The sequence below is a fragment of the Klebsiella pneumoniae complex sp. WS1778 genome, assembly GCF_049472055.1.
Classification (GTDB): domain Bacteria; phylum Pseudomonadota; class Gammaproteobacteria; order Enterobacterales; family Enterobacteriaceae; genus Klebsiella; species Klebsiella quasipneumoniae.
This window is the reverse complement of the sequence record NZ_JBKGTJ010000001.1, coordinates 1,824,698-1,843,168: the sequence shown is the minus strand read 5'-3', so window position 1 is coordinate 1,843,168 and position 18,471 is coordinate 1,824,698. Positions and strand designations below refer to the sequence as shown.

General features: G+C 60.2%; 17 protein-coding genes. 14 read left to right on the top strand and 3 right to left on the bottom strand.

All coding sequences use genetic code 11. From position 1 onward, the window contains the following. Positions 1-5: 5 nt before the first annotated feature. The 3 genes from fadI to sixA all read left to right on the top strand — a co-directional run bounded on the left by fadI (position 6) and on the right by sixA (position 4,155). On the top strand, positions 6-1,316 hold the full coding sequence (gene fadI, locus ACLEXF_RS09180) for an acetyl-CoA C-acyltransferase FadI (protein WP_057216383.1): 1,311 nt from the start codon (positions 6-8) through the stop codon (positions 1,314-1,316). Beyond that, positions 1,316-3,460: a fatty acid oxidation complex subunit alpha FadJ gene (fadJ, locus tag ACLEXF_RS09175; protein WP_407259679.1), complete on the top strand. Its 2,145-nt coding sequence runs from the start codon at positions 1,316-1,318 to the stop codon at positions 3,458-3,460. Before fadI ends, fadJ begins: the two co-directional genes overlap by 1 nt. A gap of 209 nt (positions 3,461-3,669) precedes the next feature. After that, positions 3,670-4,155 carry a phosphohistidine phosphatase SixA gene (gene sixA / locus ACLEXF_RS09170; RefSeq protein ID WP_004201794.1) on the top strand — a complete coding sequence of 162 codons (486 nt, stop codon included), beginning with the start codon at positions 3,670-3,672 and terminating at the stop codon, positions 4,153-4,155. A 19-nt stretch (positions 4,156-4,174) separates the two neighbouring features. Here sixA and smrB read toward each other — a convergent pair whose 3' ends face one another. Further along, on the bottom strand, positions 4,175-4,726 hold the full coding sequence (gene smrB / locus ACLEXF_RS09165; protein ID WP_017899504.1) for an endonuclease SmrB: 552 nt from the start codon (positions 4,724-4,726) through the stop codon (positions 4,175-4,177). 167 nt (positions 4,727-4,893) lie between these two features. Here smrB and prmB point away from each other — a divergent pair, with 167 nt between their 5' ends. Genes prmB through ACLEXF_RS09135 form a run of 6 tightly spaced genes read left to right on the top strand, consistent with a single transcriptional unit; the run spans position 4,894 to position 9,451 of the window. Beyond that, positions 4,894-5,826, top strand: coding sequence for a 50S ribosomal protein L3 N(5)-glutamine methyltransferase (gene prmB, locus ACLEXF_RS09160; RefSeq protein WP_002913346.1), 933 nt, complete (start codon positions 4,894-4,896; stop codon positions 5,824-5,826). Between the two features lie 42 nt (positions 5,827-5,868). Further along, the gene (aroC, locus tag ACLEXF_RS09155; protein WP_407259680.1) at positions 5,869-6,954 is read left to right on the top strand and encodes a chorismate synthase; all 1,086 of its coding nucleotides are present in this window, start codon (positions 5,869-5,871) and stop codon (positions 6,952-6,954) included. 2 nt (positions 6,955-6,956) lie between these two features. Then, positions 6,957-7,781 carry a penicillin-insensitive murein endopeptidase gene (gene mepA, locus ACLEXF_RS09150; RefSeq protein WP_004201788.1) on the top strand — a complete coding sequence of 275 codons (825 nt, stop codon included), beginning with the start codon at positions 6,957-6,959 and terminating at the stop codon, positions 7,779-7,781. Next, positions 7,781-8,590 carry a sulfite exporter TauE/SafE family protein gene (locus ACLEXF_RS09145; protein ID WP_004201787.1) on the top strand — a complete coding sequence of 270 codons (810 nt, stop codon included), beginning with the start codon at positions 7,781-7,783 and terminating at the stop codon, positions 8,588-8,590. Before mepA ends, ACLEXF_RS09145 begins: the two co-directional genes overlap by 1 nt. Continuing rightward, positions 8,590-9,138: an elongation factor P hydroxylase gene (locus tag ACLEXF_RS09140; RefSeq protein ID WP_017899508.1), complete on the top strand. Its 549-nt coding sequence runs from the start codon at positions 8,590-8,592 to the stop codon at positions 9,136-9,138. Before ACLEXF_RS09145 ends, ACLEXF_RS09140 begins: the two co-directional genes overlap by 1 nt. Before the next feature lie 31 nt (positions 9,139-9,169). Then, positions 9,170-9,451, top strand: coding sequence for a YfcL family protein (locus tag ACLEXF_RS09135; protein WP_004201785.1), 282 nt, complete (start codon positions 9,170-9,172; stop codon positions 9,449-9,451). A gap of 61 nt (positions 9,452-9,512) precedes the next feature. On the opposite strand, the gene mnmC is transcribed toward ACLEXF_RS09135, so the two are convergent. Continuing rightward, positions 9,513-11,501 (bottom strand): bifunctional tRNA (5-methylaminomethyl-2-thiouridine)(34)-methyltransferase MnmD/FAD-dependent 5-carboxymethylaminomethyl-2-thiouridine(34) oxidoreductase MnmC, encoded by a 1,989-nt coding sequence (gene mnmC, locus ACLEXF_RS09130; RefSeq protein WP_057216867.1) that lies wholly within the window; start codon positions 11,499-11,501, stop codon positions 9,513-9,515. Between the two features lie 158 nt (positions 11,502-11,659). Here mnmC and fabB point away from each other — a divergent pair, with 158 nt between their 5' ends. Both fabB and ACLEXF_RS09120 read left to right on the top strand, forming a co-directional pair. After that, a complete protein-coding gene (gene fabB / locus ACLEXF_RS09125; protein WP_002913291.1) occupies positions 11,660-12,880 on the top strand; it encodes a beta-ketoacyl-ACP synthase I in 1,221 nt (406 codons plus the stop codon). Positions 12,881-13,089: 209 nt separating this feature from the next. Beyond that, entirely contained in the window at positions 13,090-14,265 is a 1,176-nt protein-coding gene (locus ACLEXF_RS09120) for an MFS transporter (protein ID WP_004201783.1), read from the top strand. 86 nt (positions 14,266-14,351) lie between these two features. On the opposite strand, the gene flk is transcribed toward ACLEXF_RS09120, so the two are convergent. Then, positions 14,352-15,329, bottom strand: coding sequence for a flagella biosynthesis regulator Flk (gene flk, locus ACLEXF_RS09115; protein WP_017899511.1), 978 nt, complete (start codon positions 15,327-15,329; stop codon positions 14,352-14,354). 110 nt (positions 15,330-15,439) lie between these two features. Here flk and pdxB point away from each other — a divergent pair, with 110 nt between their 5' ends. The 3 genes from pdxB (at position 15,440) to truA (ending at position 18,465) form a co-directional block, all read left to right on the top strand. Then, complete coding sequence (gene pdxB, locus ACLEXF_RS09110) at positions 15,440-16,576, top strand: 4-phosphoerythronate dehydrogenase PdxB (protein ID WP_004201779.1); 1,137 nt, start codon at positions 15,440-15,442, stop codon at positions 16,574-16,576. A 63-nt stretch (positions 16,577-16,639) separates the two neighbouring features. Further along, positions 16,640-17,653, top strand: coding sequence for an aspartate-semialdehyde dehydrogenase (locus ACLEXF_RS09105; RefSeq protein WP_049092823.1), 1,014 nt, complete (start codon positions 16,640-16,642; stop codon positions 17,651-17,653). Then, entirely contained in the window at positions 17,653-18,465 is an 813-nt protein-coding gene (gene truA / locus ACLEXF_RS09100) for a tRNA pseudouridine(38-40) synthase TruA (protein ID WP_407259681.1), read from the top strand. The genes ACLEXF_RS09105 and truA overlap by 1 nt, the downstream gene beginning before the upstream one ends. The last annotated feature ends 6 nt before the right edge of the window (positions 18,466-18,471 follow it).

The window sequence follows — 18,471 nt, the reverse complement described above, 5'->3', positions numbered from 1 at the left end:
GAGTTATGAGTCAGGCATTACCGCTTATCACCCGGCAGGGCGATCGCATTGCCATTGTTACAGGGTTACGCACGCCGTTTGCGCGTCAGGCGACGGCATTTCATGGCATTCCCGCCGTTGATTTAGGAAAAATGGTGGTTGGCGAAATGCTGGCGCGCAGCGACATTCCTGCGCAAGCCATTGAGCAACTGGTCTTCGGTCAGGTCGTGCAGATGCCGGAGGCGCCGAATATCGCCCGGGAAATTGTGCTCGGTACCGGAATGAGCGTGCACACCGACGCTTACAGCGTCAGTCGCGCCTGCGCCACCAGCTTCCAGGCCGTGGCGAATGTCGCCGAAAGCCTGATGGCCGGCACCATCCGCGCCGGTATCGCCGGCGGTGCCGACTCCTCCTCTGTGTTGCCTATCGGCGTCAGCAAAACGCTGGCCCGCACGCTGGTAGATGCGAACAAAGCCCGCACGCTGAGCCAGAAACTGAAGCTGTTTTCCCGCCTGCGGCCGCGCGACCTGCTGCCGGTTCCCCCGGCGGTTGCTGAATATTCAACCGGCTTACGGATGGGCGATACCGCCGAGCAGATGGCGAAAAGCTGGGGGATCACCCGGGAACAACAGGATGCTCTGGCACATCGTTCACACCAGCTGGCAGCGAAAGCCTGGGAGGAGGGCAAGCTGTCCGCAGAGGTGATGACCGCCTATGCTTCTCCCTTCCGCGAACCGCTGGAGCAGGATAACAATATCCGTAAAAATTCAACCCTCGCGGATTACCAAAAGTTACGTCCGGCCTTCGACCGTAAACATGGCACCGTTACCGCCGCCAACAGTACGCCGCTGACGGATGGCGCGGCGGCGGTGATCCTGATGACCGAGTCGCGGGCCAAAGAGCTGGGTCTGACGCCGTTGGGTTATCTGCGCAGCTATGCCTTTACCGCCATCGATGTCTGGCAGGATATGCTGCTGGGGCCCGCATGGTCCACGCCGCTGGCGCTGGAGCGCGCTGGCCTGACGCTGGCGGATCTCACGCTTATCGATATGCACGAAGCTTTCGCCGCGCAGACGCTGGCCAATCTCCAGTGTCTGGCAAGCGACCGCTTTTCCCGCGAGGTGCTGGGCCGCGCGCAGGCCACCGGTGAGGTGGATGAGAGTAAATTTAACGTCCTCGGCGGCTCTATCGCCTACGGTCACCCCTTTGCCGCCACCGGCGCGCGGATGATCACCCAGACGCTGCATGAGCTGCGGCGACGGGGAGGGGGATTTGGTCTGGTGACGGCCTGCGCGGCAGGCGGTCTGGGCGCGGCGATGATTGTGGAGGCTGAATAATGGATACTGTTTCCGCTTTTAAGCTTGAGGTCCGTGCGGACAAAATCGCGGTGATCACCATTGATGCTCCGGGTGAAAAAATGAATACCCTGAAGGCCGAGTTCGGCAATCAGGTGCGGGGACTGATACGCCAGATACGCGACGATAAGTCGGTGCGCGGCGTGGTATTTATCTCCGCCAAAGCCGATAACTTTATCGCCGGCGCAGACATCAACATGATTGCCCGCTGCCGCAGCGCGCAGGAGGCGGAAGCGCTGGCGCGCCAGGGGCAGCAGATTATGGCCGAAATCCATGGCTTGTCGATTCCGGTCATTGCCGCCATCCATGGCGCCTGTCTGGGCGGCGGACTGGAGCTGGCGCTGGCCTGCCATGGCCGCATCTGTAGCGATGACGAAAAAACCCGACTCGGGTTGCCGGAGGTACAGCTTGGTCTGCTGCCGGGTTCCGGTGGGACGCAGCGTTTACCGCGGCTAATCGGCGTCAGCACGGCGCTGGATATGATGCTCACCGGCAGGCAATTACGGCCGCGCCAGGCGCTGAAGGCCGGTCTGGTGGACGAGGTGGTGCCGCAGACAATTTTACTGCAGGCGGCGGTGGAGCTGGCGCTGAAGGGACGTCCGACCAGCCGCGAGGTGCCGGTTCGCGAACGCGTGCTGGCGGGCCCCCTCGGTCGCCATCTGTTATTTCAGTACGTCGGCAAGCAAACGCAGCGCAAGACCCAGGGCAACTACCCGGCGGTGAAGCGAATTTTGCAGGTCGTCGAGAATGGTCTGGCCCACGGCTGCAGCAGCGGTTACGCCGAAGAGGCCCGCGCGTTTGGCGAACTGGCGATGACCCCGCAGTCGCAGGCGCTGCGATCGATCTTCTTTGCCAGTACCGATCTGAAAAAAGACCGTGGCGCCGAGGCGGAACCCGCTCCGCTGAGAAGCGTTGCAGTACTGGGCGGCGGCCTGATGGGCGGGGGGATCGCCTATGTGACCGCCTGTAAAGGCGGACTGCCGGTGCGAATTAAAGATATTCAGCCGAGCGGGATCAACCACGCCTTAAAGTACAGCTGGGATCTGCTGAACAAACAGGTTCGCCAGCGCCGACTGCGCCCCAGCGAGCGCGATCGTCAGCTGGCGCTGATCACCGGCACTACCGACTATCAGGGCTTTGCCCATCGCGACGTGGTGATTGAGGCGGTATTCGAAGACCTGGCGCTGAAACAGCGGATGGTCAGTGAAGTGGAGCAAAACGGCGGGCCGCAGACTATCTTTGCCTCGAATACGTCGTCGTTACCGATAGGCGATATAGCCGCCCATGCCAGCCACCCTGAGCGGGTGGTCGGCCTGCACTTTTTCAGTCCGGTGGAGAAAATGTCGCTGGTTGAGGTGATCCCGCATAAGGGAACCGATCCGCAGACCATTGCCACGGTGGTGCAACTGGCTAAACGTCAGGGGAAAACGCCGATCGTCGTGGCGGACAAAGCGGGCTTCTATGTGAACCGCATTCTCGCGCCGTATATAAATGAAGCGATGCGTCTGCTGGTGGAGGGAGAACCGGTTGAGGTGATTGATAAGGCCCTGGTGAAATTCGGTTTTCCGGTGGGACCGGTTCAACTGCTGGATGAGGTGGGTATCGATACCGGCACCAAAATTATTCCCGTACTGGAGAATGCCTTTGGAGAACGTTTTAGCCCGCCTGCAAACATCATTGACGCGATTTTGAAGGACGATCGCAAAGGTAGAAAAAATAATCGTGGTTTCTATCTTTATGAGATAAAAGGGCGTAAAAGCAAAAAACGGCCCGACCCGGCAGTCTATCCGCTGCTGGGCATCGACCGCCCGCAGTCGCGGTTGTCCGCGCAGCAGGTGGCCGAGCGCTGTGTGATGCTGATGCTTAACGAGGCGGCGCGCTGCTTTGATGAGCAGATCATCCGTAGCGCGCGCGATGGTGATATCGGCGCCGTATTTGGTATAGGGTTTCCGCCATTTCTTGGCGGCCCGTTCTGGTATATGGATACTATCGGCGCGGGTGAAGTTGCCGCGATCCTGCAGCGCCTGGCCGCCCAGTACGGCCCACGTTTTACACCCTGTGACACTTTGTTACGCATGGCCGAACAGGGGACCACCTTTTGGCCAGCGGATGAACGGCTGACCTAAGTTGTGGTCAAAGAAGGTAAATCCGGCTGCGGATGACGCTGTTGATTGGCTGTTTTGTAAACAATCATTGACTATACTTACGCCATTGAGGTAAAAAACAGCGTTTCATTCGTTGAATGGATCAGGCACAATGCCCGGCCACCGGGTTGCCTGCGTATTGTCTTCGCAGGCTAAACTTCGGTGCTTCTGGTTAACAAAAGCGGTGCAATATGCAAGTTTTTATTATGCGTCACGGCGACGCTGCCCTCGATGCAGCCAGCGACTCGGTTCGTCCATTAACCGTATGCGGTTGTGATGAGTCTCGTCAGATGGCAACCTGGCTGAAAGGTCAAAAAGTGGATATTGAGCGCGTTCTTGTCAGTCCCTATCTGCGTGCGGAACAGACGCTGGATATTGTTGGGGAGTGCATGAACCTGCCGAAACATGTCGACGTGATGCCGGAACTCACGCCGTGCGGCGATGTAGGTATGGTGAGCGCCTATCTGCAGGCGCTGGCAAATGAAGGCGTGGCGACGGCGCTGGTCGTCTCCCACCTGCCGCTGGTGGGGTACCTCGTCTCAGAGCTGTGCCCGGGGGAAACGCCCCCGATGTTCACCACCTCGGCTATCGCCTGCGTCAATCTGGACGCCGACGGCAAGGGTGAATACCTCTGGCAGAAAAGCCCCTGCAACCTCAAAATGGCCAACGCCATCTGACGGCCCCCGGAGCTCGCCGTCAAGGCAGTTCCGGTGGTTGCCACTCCTCGACCTCTATCAGAATCAGCAGTGCGGCGTCACCGCCGTACTCTTTTGGCGCCTGATGAAAAGCCATGATGTGTGGATGCTGCGCCAGCCACAGCGGGGTTTGCTGTTTGAGAATGTGCTTGCCGTGCCCGTGCATCACGCAGGCGCAAAACACATGCTCGCGGCGGCAGGCGGCAATCAGCGCGCCCAGTTCCTGTTTGGCCTGCTGCTGGGTGAGCCCATGCAAATCGAGAAACAGTTCCGGCGAATAATCCCCACGGCGCAGCTTTTTCAGCTCAAAATGGCTGACGTCGGCGCGGACATATTTCGTCGAGCCTTCGGTATTCAGTAGCGGCTGAAACTCATCGGAAAAATAGTGGCTGTTGTCGGCCTGTTCCTGCAACAGACGCTTAGGGGCAACCTCGGTGATTTTCTTGCGCTGCGGGCGGTGCACGATGGTGTCCTGTTTGATCTGCCGCGTGCCGGTCATCAGCTGACGGAACAGCGCCTGATCCTCCTCGCTAAGCGATGTCTTCTTTTTCATTGTCCGCTCTCATTAATACTTTGCGCTAGTTTACCCGACTCAATATCCCTTCGGGCAAGGAAAACCTGTTTTTTCCCCCGCCACCCCACGCAAGAATGCTGATTTATCGCCGTCTTCATGGCACACTAGCCGCCGAATTTATAGCAGAGTGTGCCCTGGAGGATGTCGTGGATAAAATTTTTGTTGATGAGGCAGTCAATGAGCTGCATACCATTCAGGACATGCTGCGCTGGGCGGTAAGCCGTTTCAGCGCTGCTAATATCTGGTACGGTCACGGGACTGACAACCCGTGGGACGAGGCGGTACAGCTGGTGCTGCCTTCGCTGTATCTGCCGCTGGATATCCCGGAAGATATGCGCACTGCGCGCCTGACCTCCAGCGAGAAACACCGCATTGTAGAGCGGGTGATTCGCCGCGTGAACGAGCGTATTCCCGTCGCCTATCTGACCAACAAAGCGTGGTTCTGCGGCCATGAGTTTTACGTTGATGAGCGGGTGCTGGTGCCGCGCTCCCCGATCGGCGAACTGATCAATAACCAGTTTGCCGGTCTAATTAACCATAAGCCGCAGCATATCCTTGATATGTGCACCGGCAGCGGCTGCATCGCCATCGCCTGCGCCTATGCCTTCCCGGAAGCCGAAGTCGACGCCGTGGATATCTCCCCGGACGCGCTGGCCGTCGCCGAGCACAACGTGGAATCCCATGGCCTGATCCATCACGTGACCCCGATCCGTTCCGACCTGTTTCGCGATCTGCCGAAGCTACAGTACGATCTGATCGTCACTAATCCGCCGTATGTCGATGAAGAGGACATGGCCGACCTGCCGGAAGAGTATGAGCATGAGCCGGTTCTGGGTCTGGCCTCCGGAAGCGATGGCCTGAAGCTGACGCGCCGCATCCTCGGCAATGCGCCGGATTATCTCAGCGACGACGGCATTCTGATTTGTGAAGTCGGTAACAGCATGGTACATCTGATGGAGCAGTATCCGGACGTGCCGTTTACCTGGCTTGAGTTTGATAACGGCGGCGACGGCGTCTTTATGCTGACCAAACAGCAGCTGATTGACGCTCGCGCGCACTTCGGTATTTATAAAGACTAAAAAAAACAACACGCCAACATAACGACAAATAATGGAGCCGTGATGGCAGGAAATACAATTGGACAACTCTTTCGCGTCACCACCTTCGGCGAGTCGCACGGCCTGGCGCTTGGCTGCATCGTTGATGGTGTGCCGCCGGGCATTCCGCTGACCGAAGCCGATCTGCAGCACGACCTCGATCGTCGTCGCCCGGGCACCTCGCGTTACACCACGCAGCGTCGCGAGCCGGATCAGGTCAAAATCCTCTCCGGCGTCTTCGGAGGCGTCACCACCGGGACCAGTATCGGGCTGCTGATTGAGAACACCGATCAGCGTTCGCAGGATTACGGCGCGATCAAAGATCTGTTCCGTCCTGGCCATGCGGATTACACCTACGAACAAAAGTATGGTCTACGCGACTATCGTGGCGGCGGTCGCTCCTCCGCCCGCGAAACCGCGATGCGCGTGGCGGCCGGGGCGATTGCCAAAAAATTCCTCGCCGCGAAGTTCGGCATCGTCATTCGCGGTTGCCTGACGCAGATGGGCGACATTCCGCTGGCCATTAAGGACTGGGAACAGGTTGAACAGAATCCCTTCTTCTGCCCGGATCCGGAGAAAATCGACGCTCTCGATGAACTGATGCGCGGTCTGAAAAAAGAGGGCGACTCCATTGGCGCCAAAGTTACCGTCGTCGCCGACGGCGTACCGCCGGGCCTTGGCGAGCCGGTCTTTGACCGCCTTGACGCCGATATCGCCCATGCGCTGATGAGCATCAACGCCGTGAAAGGCGTGGAGATTGGCGACGGTTTCGAGGTGGTGAAGCTGCGCGGCAGCGAAAACCGCGATGAGATCACCAAAGCCGGATTCCAGAGCAACCACGCCGGCGGCATTCTTGGCGGCATCAGCAGCGGTCAGCAGATCGTTGCCAACATCGCGCTGAAGCCGACCTCCAGTATTACCGTTCCCGGTCATACCATTAACCGCTTTGGCGAAGAGGTGGAGATGATCACCAAAGGGCGTCACGATCCGTGCGTCGGCATTCGCGCCGTACCGATCGCTGAGGCCATGCTGGCGATCGTTTTAATGGATCATTTTATGCGTCAGCGCGCGCAGAATGGCGACGTGACGACGACAATTCCACGCTGGTAACCATGAAAAACACCGTTATCGCCCTGTTGGCGCTGCTGGCCAGCGCCGGCAGCCTGGCCGCCACGCCATGGCAGAAGATATCCCAGCCAATCGGCGGCAGCGCGCAGTCGATTGGCGCGTTCTCCAATGGCTGTATCGTTGGCGCCGAGGCGCTGCCGCTGAACGCTGTCGGCTATCAGGTGATGCGTACCGATCAGCGGCGCTACTTCGGTCATCCGGATCTGATTCAGTTTATTCAGCGCCTGAGCAATCAGGTGCACAATAAAGGCATGGGGACCGTGCTGATTGGCGACATGGGGATGCCGGCAGGCGGCCGTTTTAACGGCGGCCACGCCAGCCATCAGACGGGCCTCGATGTCGATATCTTCCTCCAGCTGCCGCAGACGCGCTGGACATCGTCCCAGCTGCTGAAGCCGCAGGCCCTGGATCTGGTCGCCAGCGATGGCAAACGCGTGGTACCGTCGCTGTGGAGTCCGCAAATCAGCCAGCTGATCAAGCTGGCGGCGGAAGATAGCGAAGTTACCCGCATCTTCGTCAACCCGGCGATTAAACAGCAGCTGTGCCTGGACGCGGGAAGCGACCGCCAGTGGCTGCGCAAAGTTCGTCCCTGGTTCCAGCATCGCGCCCATATGCACGTCCGTCTGCGCTGCCCGGCAGGCAGCCTGGAGTGCGAAGATCAGGCGCCACCGCCGGCCGGCGATGGCTGCGGAGCGGAGCTGCAGAGCTGGTTCGAGCCACCTAAACCCGGGTCTACCCCACCTGTGAAGAAGACGCCGCCGCCGTTGCCGCCTTCCTGCCAGGCGCTACTGGATGAGCATGTGCTGTAATGGATAGTTTTATCGAGTTGTTTTCCGTATCGCCGCTGGTGCTGGTGGTGCTTTTTTTTGTCGCCATCCTGGCCGGTTTTATTGATTCACTGGCCGGGGGCGGGGGCTTACTGACCGTGCCGGCGCTTATGGCGGCAGGCATGCCGCCGGCCCAGGCGCTGGCGACCAATAAGCTGCAGGCCTGCGGCGGATCGCTGTCGGCGACCCTCTACTTTGTCCGGCGCAAGGTGGTCAATCTCGCCGATCAGAAGCTGAATATTCTGATGACCTTTATCGGTTCAACCGCCGGCGCGCTGCTGGTCCAGCACGTGCAGTCCGATATTCTTAAGCAGATCCTGCCGTTGCTGGTGATCGGCATCGGTCTCTATTTTCTGCTGATGCCGAAACTGGGCGAAGCGGACCGGCAGCGTCGGCTCTACGGTCTGCCGTTTGCGCTGGTCGCTGGCGGCAGCGTCGGGTTTTACGACGGTTTTTTCGGCCCCGGCGCCGGTTCGTTTTATGCGCTGGCGTTTGTCACCCTCGCCGGGTTTAACCTGGCGAAGTCGACGGCCCACGCCAAACTGCTCAACGCCACCTCGAACGTCGGCGGCCTGCTGCTGTTTATTATCGGCGGGAAGGTTATCTGGGCCACCGGCTTTGTGATGATGGCCGGACAATTTATTGGCGCCCGCGCCGGCTCCCGGCTGGTTCTGAGTAAAGGGCAATCGCTGATCCGACCGATGATCGTTATCGTCTCGGCGGTGATGAGCGCGAAGCTTCTCTACGACAGCCACGGGGCGGAGATTTTGCAGTGGTTGGGAATTCATTAATGCAACAGCAACACCATTATCAGCAGCTGATCGATCTCTTCGATAGCTGCTTTGCCGCAGATTTTAATACTCGCCTGGTGAAAGGCGACGATGAGCCGATCTACCTTCCGGCAGACGATGGCACGCCATATCACCGTATCGTCTTCGCGCACGGTTTTTTTGCCAGCGCCCTGCACGAGATCTCCCACTGGTGTATCGCCGGCAAAGCCCGCCGCGAGCTGGTGGATTTCGGCTACTGGTACTGCCCGGACGGTCGCGATGCAATGACCCAAAGCCAGTTTGAGGACGTCGAGGTGAAACCGCAGGCCCTGGAGTGGCTGTTCTGCGTAGCGGCGGGATTTCCGTTTAACGTCAGCTGTGACAATCTGGAAGGTGACGTCGAACCCGATCGCATCGCCTTTCAGCGCCGGGTACATGCCCAGGTGATGACTCTGCTTGAACAAGGGATCCCCGAACGTCCGGCGCGTCTTATTCGCGCACTACAACACTATTATCAAACGCCGCCATTGACGGCAGAACACTTTCCGTGGCCGGAAGACCTGCACTAAGGCCACACATTACATGACAAGAGGTAAGACGATGATCGCGGAGTTTGAATCACGCATTCTGGCGCTGATTGACAACATGGTAGACCACGCCAGTGATGATGAACTGTTTGCCGGCGGTTATCTGCGCGGCCACCTGACGCTGGCGGTGGCAGAGCTGGAAGGTGAGGGCGAGCATTCAGCTGAAGCGGTACACAGCAAAGTCAGCCATAGCCTGGAGAAAGCCATCGGCGCTGGCGAGCTGTCGCCGCCGGACCAAATTCTGGTTCAGGGCATGTGGGAAAACCTGTATCTGCAGGCAAAAAATCAGGCCTGAGCCATGTTGTAGCCCGGGTCAGGCGTCAGCCGTACCCGGGAAATTGCCTGCCCTCATGGTTTTATTTCACCGCTTTTCCCTTCAGCAGTTTTCTCACCCATAGCCGATTCGGATTCAGCGCCGCCAGGGTGTCGCTATCCAGCGGCAGTGGTTCAGCGCTCATCTGCGCCGCCAGTATCTCAGCGCTTAACGGCGCGGTGCAAATGCCTCGCGATCCGAGGGCGCCAAGCATAAACAGGTTATGAAAGACCGGCGCGCTACCGGCGCTATCCTGCCGTTCGTGGAGGTTGGCGTATTGCGTCAATGTCGCCGCATAGTCCGGGACGTTGCCGACCATCGGCAGATGATCGCGGGTGGCGCAGCGCACGCCGCAGCGGGCGTCACTGGCGCTGATATCCACGTCCTGCGGCCACTCCGCGCCCGGGAAGCAGTCGATCAGCCGTTGCCGGTTGTGCTGCTGATCTTCTTCGCTGAAGGTGGTGTCGGTTTTGCCGCGATGGTAGCTGGCGCCAATACAATGCTGCTGGTTTTGCGGATTCTGCGGCGTCAGGTAGCCGTCGTAGCACAGCACCTGGCGCAAGGCGGAAAGCCGCGGGGTGGTGGGTATATGGCTGACCTGGCCACCTACGGGGTAGACGGGCAACGGCGCGGTTTGCGCAAAATCCGCGATGCGGTGGCCGTTGGCCAGCACGACCGCCTGATGATAGCGCTGGTGGTTGAGCAGCCAGCCATCGCCTTCCGCGCTCAGCGTCTCGACCTGATAACCATAATGCACGTGCAGACCGCGAGTTGCCGCCAGCGCCAGCAGTTCGGCGGTGAGCTGCTGTGGACATAGCCAACCGCCGGCCGGATAGGTTATGCCGCCGCAGCCGGTCTCGACGCCGGTCAGCTCCGCGGCCTGATCCGCCGTCACCGCGCAGGCGATATCAGGGGGCAACTCCAGGGCCAGCATCTGGGCGATTTTGTGCGCGCTTTTTTCATCCCAGCCAAGCTGGGTGACCCCGCACCATTGATGATCGAACAGCACCGGCAGCGCGTCGTAGGTGCGGCGGGCGAAGGTAAAGGCGGCGGGGAAAAAGCGCGCCAGCGCCGGATCGTGCTGGCTTAACAGCGGGTAGAGCGCGCCCTGGCGATTACCGGAGGCGCCCTGCGCCGGGGCGTCGTCCGCGCAGTAGAGGGTCACCTGCCAGCCGCGACGCAGCAGCGCCAGGGAGAGCAGGGCGCTGGCGATACCGCCGCCGACGATGGCCGCTTCGCGGGCCTCGCTGCCGCGGCGGGCGAACCAGGGCGCGCGCGCCGGAAAGGCCAGCGTTTGCGCCATCTCGCCGGTCAGCATCTCCCGTTTGCGGCCGAAGCCCTTGGTTTTACGCAGGGTAAATCCGGCTTCCTGCAGGCCGCGGCGGACAAAACCGGCGGAGGTAAAAGTGGCCAGCGTTCCGCCGGGACGCGCCAGGCGCGCCATGGCATTGAACAGATCCTGGGTCCACATGTCGGGATTTTTCGCCGGGGCAAAGCCGTCGAGAAACCAGGCGTCCACCTGCTGATTCAGCGAATCATCCAGCTCTCTGGTCAGCTCGTTGATATCGCCAAACCACAGATCGAGCGTCACCCGTCCGCCGTCGAGCAGCAGACGATGGCACCCGGCGAAGGCCGAAGGCCATTGCGCCTGCAGCTGTTCTGCCCATGGGGCCAGCTCTGGCCAGCGCTGGTGCGCCAGGCGGAGATCTTCCGCCTTCAGCGGATATTTCTCAAAACTGATGAAATGTAACCTTTGCAGGGTAACGTCCGGGTTATCGCGAACAAAAACGTCAAACGCCTGCCAGAGAGTGAGGAAATTGAGCCCGGTGCCGAAGCCGCTCTCCGCGACGATCAACAGCGGGCGAGGGTGGCTGGAGAAGCGCTCCGGCAGGCGATTTCCGCCGAGAAAGACGTAGCGCGTCTCTTCCAGACCGTTGTCATTGGAAAAGTAAACATCGTCGAAATCTCGGGAAACAGGTGTACCCTCAGCATTGAATTCCAGGTTGGCGGGTTGTATAGCGTTTTGTTTCACGTAAGTTACTCGAATCACAAGGCGTAGCGCGATCTTAGCGATGTGTGCCTGAGGGCGCAAATTTATACACAAAATGTCTGATCGGACTTGTTCGGCGTACAAGTGTACGCTATTGTGCGACACGAAACTTAAAATAGTGAGACTTACAGAGGTATTTAATGAAACGTGCAGTGATTACTGGCTTGGGCATCGTTTCCAGCATCGGTAATAACCAGCAGGAAGTCCTGGCATCTCTGCGTGAAGGACGTTCAGGGATCACTTTCTCTCAGGAGCTTAAAGATTCAGGGATGCGCAGCCACGTATGGGGCAACGTCAAACTGGATACCACTGGCCTCATTGACCGCAAAGTAGTGCGCTTCATGAGCGACGCCTCCATCTATGCTTACCTGTCCATGGAACAGGCCGTTGCCGACGCAGGTCTGGCGCCGGAAGCATACCAGAATAACCCGCGTGTCGGCCTGATCGCAGGCTCCGGCGGCGGCTCCCCGAAATTCCAGGTCTTCGGCGCTGATGCCATGCGTAGCCCGCGTGGTCTGAAAGCCGTGGGTCCGTATGTGGTCACCAAAGCGATGGCTTCCGGCGTTTCCGCCTGCCTCGCCACGCCGTTTAAAATCCACGGCGTTAACTACTCCATCAGCTCCGCCTGCGCCACTTCCGCACACTGCATCGGTAATGCGGTAGAGCAGATTCAGCTGGGCAAACAGGATATCGTCTTTGCCGGCGGCGGCGAAGAGCTGTGCTGGGAAATGGCCTGCGAGTTTGACGCCATGGGCGCGCTGTCCACCAAATACAACGACACTCCAGAAAAAGCCTCCCGCACCTATGACGCCAACCGTGACGGCTTCGTTATCGCCGGCGGCGGCGGTATGGTCGTGGTGGAAGAGCTGGAACATGCTCTGGCGCGCGGCGCGCACATCTATGCCGAAATCGTCGGCTATGGCGCAACCTCCGATGGCGCAGACATGGTAGCTCCATCGGGTGAAGGCGCAGTGCGCTGTATGCAGATGGCGATGCACGGCGTGGATACCCCGATCGACTACCTGAACTCTCACGGCACCTCCACGCCGGTCGGCGACGTGAAAGAGCTGGGCGCGATCCGCGAAGTGTTCGGCGATAACAGCCCGGCTATCTCGGCGACCAAAGCGATGACCGGCCACTCGCTGGGCGCGGCGGGCGTACAGGAAGCTATCTACTCCCTGCTGATGCTGGAGCACGGCTTTATCGCGCCGAGCATCAACGTCGAAGAGCTGGACGAGCAGGCAGCCGGCCTGAACATCGTCACCAAACCGACTGACGCTAAGCTGACCACCGTGATGTCCAACAGCTTCGGCTTCGGCGGCACCAACGCCACGCTGGTGATGCGTAAATACAACGCCTAATCAGCACGCGATGCACTGAGGGGAGCCACCGGCTCCCCTTTTTTGTCATCTTGACAGGGTAAGGTCCCGCAGGCACACTGCTGGCGAATCCATTAGTCTCTCCACTAATGCGTAAGCGTTTAACGTCAACCAACGCGCCTTAACCCTGATAGTCAGGTGGAGGGGGCGTGTCGCTTTGCTCGCCTTACTCTGCGAATCTGGAGTAATGCATGTCCGCAGTCACTGAAACAACATCTCATTCTTCCGCGAATTTTTCGCTTTTTCGCATTACATTCGCCGTCTTTTTGACCTATATGACCGTCGGTTTGCCGCTGCCGGTGATCCCGCTATTTGTCCATCAGGAGCTGGGATTTGGTAACACTGTGGTCGGCGTGGCGGTGGGGATCCAGTTCCTCGCCACCGTTCTTACCCGCGGCTACGCCGGGCGTCTGGCAGACCAGTACGGCGCCAAACGTTCCGTCCTGCAGGGGATGCTGGCCTGCGCCCTGGCCGGTGCGGCCTGGCTGGCCGCTGCGCTGCTGCCGCTGCCGGTATTCGCGAAGCTGGGCCTGTTGCTGCTGGGCCGCCTGATTCTCGGGTTTGGCGAAAGCCAGCTGCTGACCGGCAACCTGAGCTGGGGGATGGGACTGGTGGGTCCGGCCCGCTCCGGCAAAGTGATGTCATGGAACGGTATGGCGATGTACGGTTCGCTGGCGGTGGGCGCCCCGCTGGGATTGTTAATATATAGCCATTTTGGCGTGGTGGTCCTCGCCTGCGTCACCATGGCACTGCCGCTCGTCGCCTGGCTCATCAACGGGACGGTGCGCAAAGTGGCGGCGCACGGAGGCGAGCGGCCTTCACTGTGGAGCGTTATCGGCATGATCTGGCGGCCGGGGATTGGTCTGGGCCTGCAGGGCGTCGGCTTTGCGGTGATCGGCACCTTCGTCTCCCTCTATTTTGCCAGCCATCACTGGCCGATGGCCGGCTTTACCCTGACGGCGTTTGGCGGCGCTTTTGTGCTGATGCGGGTGCTGTTCGGCTGGATGCCGGATCGGTTTGGCGGCGTTAAAGTGGCGATGGTCTCGCTGCTGATAGAGGCGGTCGGTCTGACGCTGCTGGGGCTGGCGTCGGGCGTCTGGGTAGCGCTGGCCGGCGCGGCGCTGACCGGATGCGGCTGTTCGCTTATTTTCCCGTCGCTTGGCGTGGAGGTGGTGAAGCGCGTCCCGGCGCAGGTGCGCGGCACTGCGCTCGGCGGCTATGCGGCCTTTCAGGATATCTCTTATGGCCTGACCGGGCCGCTGACCGGTCTACTGGCCACTTCGCTGGGCTACTCGTCGGTATTTCTTGCCGGCGCCCTCTGCGCGGCGCTGGGGATCCTCGTCACCCTCATCTCATTTCGCCGCTAGGTTGTTGTCCGGCCTGAAACCGCTGTAGTCAACACCGTGGCGTTCGGCATGAAAGGGAGCCGTGAACGCCACCTGTGCCTGCTGGGCTACAGCAGGAGCCACAGCACCAGGAGCAGGACAACCGCGCCCAGCGCCAGCTGCCAGGGCTTAGCGGCCCATGTCCGCCTGGTCACGGGCTCCTCCTGCGGGATCGCCAGCGTCTCCTGGGCGCGGGCTACCCGCAGCACAAACACCTTGTTCAACAGCGCCAGGATCTGCGCCGGGCTCAGCGTGGTCTGCGGCGTAACCTGCCAGTTGCGACGGGCAAAGTCGACAATCTTCTGCCACTCTGCGGCCTCCAGCGGCTGCTTGAGCGCTCCCTGCAGCGAGGTCAGCGTCGGCGCGGTTTGCGCGCTGAGGGTCTGCCGCGCCTGTAGCCAGTAGGAAAGCGGCGTGAAGTGCGTCGCCGGGATCAGCTCCCCGGACTTGACGCCGCAAAGTTCCAGCATGGACTGCCAAATCAGCTTGCTTGGTTCGCCAGTGGCGGCCGCCAGCTTCGTCACCAGCTGATTGAGCGTGTTGTGCTCGGCTGGCAACAGCGGGCGGAGGGTCGGCGGGCGCTGCTGCGGCTGCGGGATAGACAGCTGACCACGCTGCAGCAGATGCAGAATGTGCTCCAGTTGCGTCTGGCTGAGGGCATGCAGCGCCGTTTGCCCATAATGCTGACGAATATAATCGCTCACCGCCTGGCGGTTATTGCCCTGGCCGAGCAGATCGCTGAGCTGCGCCAGGGTCTGGCGATGATGATGATTGTCCTGCGCGGCGGCTAAGCGCTGGTTGAGACTGGCCTCTGCGGCGCTGAAATGGCGGGCCAGCAGGGGCGTGTCGCCTTTTAGTCCGAGATCATGTTTGACGCAGGCCCACACTTCCGCATTCTGCTGCGAGGTCAGCGCCACCAGGCGCGTGATCAATCGCTCCAGGACGGTGCGTTGCTGCATGGAAAGCGAAGGTTCGCCGGTGGCGGCAGTGCCTGACGGGCCTCGCCCAGGAGGACGGTCTGGCATATCTGCAAGGGGGTGCGTCATGATTCATCCTTTCGATATCGCGGTACTGGAACCAGGTGATGAGTATGCCTGGCGGCCAGATTATGGCACACTTCCCCGGTTAACTCTCGTTCTCAGACAGGTACTGAACTGTGAAAATCCTCGTTGATGAAAATATGCCCTATGCCCGTGAGCTTTTTAGCCGTTTAGGCGACGTGCAGGCGATCCCGGGCCGCCCGGTTCCGGCCGATGCCCTGACCGATGCGGATGCCTTAATGGTGCGCTCGGTCACCCGGGTCAATGAAGCATTGCTTGCCGGCAAGGCCATCAGGTTCGTCGGCACCGCGACCGCAGGCACCGATCATGTCGATCAGGCGTGGCTGCAGCAGGCGGGGATTGGTTTCTCCGCGGCGCCCGGCTGCAACGCCATCGCGGTGGTGGAGTATGTCTTTTCAGCGCTGCTGATGCTGGCCGAACGTGACGGCTTCGCGCTGCGCGATCGCACCGTCGGGATCGTCGGCGTCGGTAACGTCGGCGGGCGGCTGCAAAAGCGCCTGGAGGCGTTGGGTATCAAAACCCTGCTTTGCGATCCCCCGCGTGCCGACCGCGGCGACGAAGGCGACTTCCGCTCCCTCGACGATCTGGTCCAGCAAGCTGATGTCATCACCTTCCATACCCCGCTGTATAAAGAAGGGCAATATAAAACCCTGCATCTGGCGGATGAGGCGCTGATTAGCCGCCTGAAGCCCGGAACGATTTTGATCAACGCCTGCCGCGGGCCGGTGGTGGATAACGCTGCGTTGCTGAAACGACTGGAAGCCGGTCAGTCCCTAAGCGTGGTGCTGGACGTTTGGGAGCCGGAGCCGGATCTCAACGTAGAGCTTCTTAAGCGAGTGGATATCGGCACGGCGCATATCGCCGGCTATACCCTTGAAGGGAAGGCGCGCGGGACGACGCAGGTGTTCGAAGCCTATAGCGCCTTTATCGGCCATCCGCAGCAGGTGGCGCTGGATACCCTGTTGCCGGCCCCGGAGTTTGGCCGCATCACCCTGCATGGCCCGCTCGATCAGCCGACGCTGAAAAGACTGGTTCATTTGGTGTATGATGTGCGCCGCGATGATGCGCCGCTGCGGAAGGTGGCGGGCGTCGCCGGTGAATTCGACAAGCTGCGTAAAAATTATCAGGAACGTCGCGAATGGTCTTCGCTGTACGTGCAGTGCAGCGATGAGCAGGCCGCGGCCCTGTTGCGCCAGCTCGGTTTTAACGCCGTGCATCATCCTGTTCGTTAATGTCTTCTTAATGCCCCTGCCGGATACTCCGGCAGGGCCGCTTTATTTCTGGAGTAAACCACCATGTCTGAAGGCTGGAATATTGCCGTACTGGGCGCAACGGGCGCCGTAGGCGAAGCCCTGCTCGAAACTCTTGCTGAACGCCAGTTCCCGGTGGGGGAGATTTTTGCTCTGGCGCGCAATGAAAGCGCGGGCGAACATCTGCGTTTTGGTGGCAAGTCGGTGATCGTCAAGGACGCCGCCGAGTTTGACTGGACCCAGGCCCAGCTGGCTTTCTTTGCCGCAGGCGCAGAAGCCAGTGCGGCGTATGTCGAAGATGCGACAAACGCCGGGTGTCTGGTTATCGATCTCAGCGGCCTGTTTGCGCTGGAGCCGGACGTACCGCTGGTGGTGCCGGACGTGAACCCGTTTGTGTTAGGCGATTATCGCAACCGCAATCTGATTGCGGTGCCCAACAGTCTGACCAGCCAGCTGCTGACGGCGCTCAAGCCGCTTATCGATCAGGGTGGACTGTCGCGCATTAGCGTCACTAACCTCCTCTCCGCCTCAGGGCAGGGGAAAAAAGCGGTGGATGCGCTGGCAGGGCAGAGCGCCAAGCTGTTGAACGGCATCCCCATCGATGAAGACGATTTCTTTGGCCGCCAGCTGGCGTTCAACATGCTGCCGCTGCTGCCGGATCGTGAAGGTAGCGTGCGCGAAGAGCGCCGTATCGTCGATGAAGCGCGCAAAATTCTGCAGGATGACGGGCTGATGATCTCCGCCAGCGTCGTCCAGTCGCCGGTCTTCTACGGCCATGCGCAGATGGTGAACTTTGAAGCGATGCGTCCGCTGGCGGCGGAAGAGGCGCGTGACGCCTTTACCCGCGGCGAGGAGATCGAACTGGCTGAAGAGGGCGAATTCCCCACTCAGGTTGGCGACGCCTCCGGTAACGCCCGTCTCTCCATCGGCTGCGTGCATAATGACTACGGCATGCCGGAGCAGGTCCAGTTCTGGTCGGTGGCGGATAACGTCCGCTTCGGCGGCGCGCTGATGGCGGTGAAGATCGCCGAGAAGCTGATTGAGGAGTACCTGTACTGATGTCTGAGATGGAGCAACAGCCGGTCTGTAAAATCGCGCTGGGCATCGAGTACGACGGTAGCAAATATTACGGCTGGCAGCGGCAAAACGAAGTGCGCAGCGTGCAGGAGAAGCTGGAAAAGGCGCTCTCGCAGGTGGCGAACGAACCGATTACCGTCTTTTGCGCCGGCCGCACCGACGCCGGTGTCCATGGCACCGGCCAGGTGGTGCATTTCGAAACCCGGGCGCAGCGTAAAGATGCCGCCTGGTCGCTGGGGGTAAATGCGAATTTACCTGGTGACATCGCGGTGCGTTGGGTCAAACATGTACCGGCGGATTTTCATGCCCGGTTCAGCGCCACGGCGCGCCGCTATCGTTACGTCATCTATAATCATCGCCTGCGTCCGGCGGTATTGAGTCATGGCGTCACGCATTTTCACCAGCCGCTCGACGCCGCGCGCATGCAGCGCGCCGCGCAGTGTCTGCTGGGGGAGAATGACTTCACCTCGTTTCGCGCAGTGCAGTGCCAGTCGCGAACCCCGTGGCGCAACGTGATGCACATTAACGTTAACCGCTACGGCGCTTATGTGGTGGTGGATATCAAAGCGAATGCCTTTGTACATCATATGGTCAGGAATATTGTGGGCAGCCTGATGGAAATCGGGGCCGGTAACCAGCCGGAGAGCTGGATGGCAGAACTGCTGGCAGCAAAAGACAGGACGCTCGCTGCGGCAACGGCAAAAGCGGAAGGGTTGTATCTGGTGTCGGTGGATTACCCGGCCCATTATGATTTACCGGTGCTGCCAATGGGCCCGCTGTTTCTGGCGGACTAATAGGGT

Bases quoted from the DNA above. Each gene is read 5' to 3' on its own strand.
- ACLEXF_RS09105 (WP_049092823.1), top strand. From the start codon at position 16,640: ATGTCTGAAGGCTGGAATATTGCCGTACTGGGCGCAACGGGCGCCGTA.
- ACLEXF_RS09140 (WP_017899508.1), top strand. From the start codon at position 8,590: ATGCAACAGCAACACCATTATCAGCAGCTGATCGATCTCTTCGATAGC.
- smrB (WP_017899504.1), bottom strand. From the start codon at position 4,726: ATGAAAAAGAAGACATCGCTTAGCGAGGAGGATCAGGCGCTGTTCCGT.
- fadJ (WP_407259679.1), top strand. From the start codon at position 1,316: ATGGATACTGTTTCCGCTTTTAAGCTTGAGGTCCGTGCGGACAAAATC.
- fadI (WP_057216383.1), top strand. From the start codon at position 6: ATGAGTCAGGCATTACCGCTTATCACCCGGCAGGGCGATCGCATTGCC.
- mepA (WP_004201788.1), top strand. From the start codon at position 6,957: ATGAAAAACACCGTTATCGCCCTGTTGGCGCTGCTGGCCAGCGCCGGC.
- truA (WP_407259681.1), top strand. From the start codon at position 17,653: ATGTCTGAGATGGAGCAACAGCCGGTCTGTAAAATCGCGCTGGGCATC.
- sixA (WP_004201794.1), top strand. From the start codon at position 3,670: ATGCAAGTTTTTATTATGCGTCACGGCGACGCTGCCCTCGATGCAGCC.
- fabB (WP_002913291.1), top strand. From the start codon at position 11,660: ATGAAACGTGCAGTGATTACTGGCTTGGGCATCGTTTCCAGCATCGGT.
- flk (WP_017899511.1), bottom strand. From the start codon at position 15,329: ATGACGCACCCCCTTGCAGATATGCCAGACCGTCCTCCTGGGCGAGGC.
- ACLEXF_RS09120 (WP_004201783.1), top strand. From the start codon at position 13,090: ATGTCCGCAGTCACTGAAACAACATCTCATTCTTCCGCGAATTTTTCG.
- ACLEXF_RS09145 (WP_004201787.1), top strand. From the start codon at position 7,781: ATGGATAGTTTTATCGAGTTGTTTTCCGTATCGCCGCTGGTGCTGGTG.
- ACLEXF_RS09135 (WP_004201785.1), top strand. From the start codon at position 9,170: ATGATCGCGGAGTTTGAATCACGCATTCTGGCGCTGATTGACAACATG.
- aroC (WP_407259680.1), top strand. From the start codon at position 5,869: ATGGCAGGAAATACAATTGGACAACTCTTTCGCGTCACCACCTTCGGC.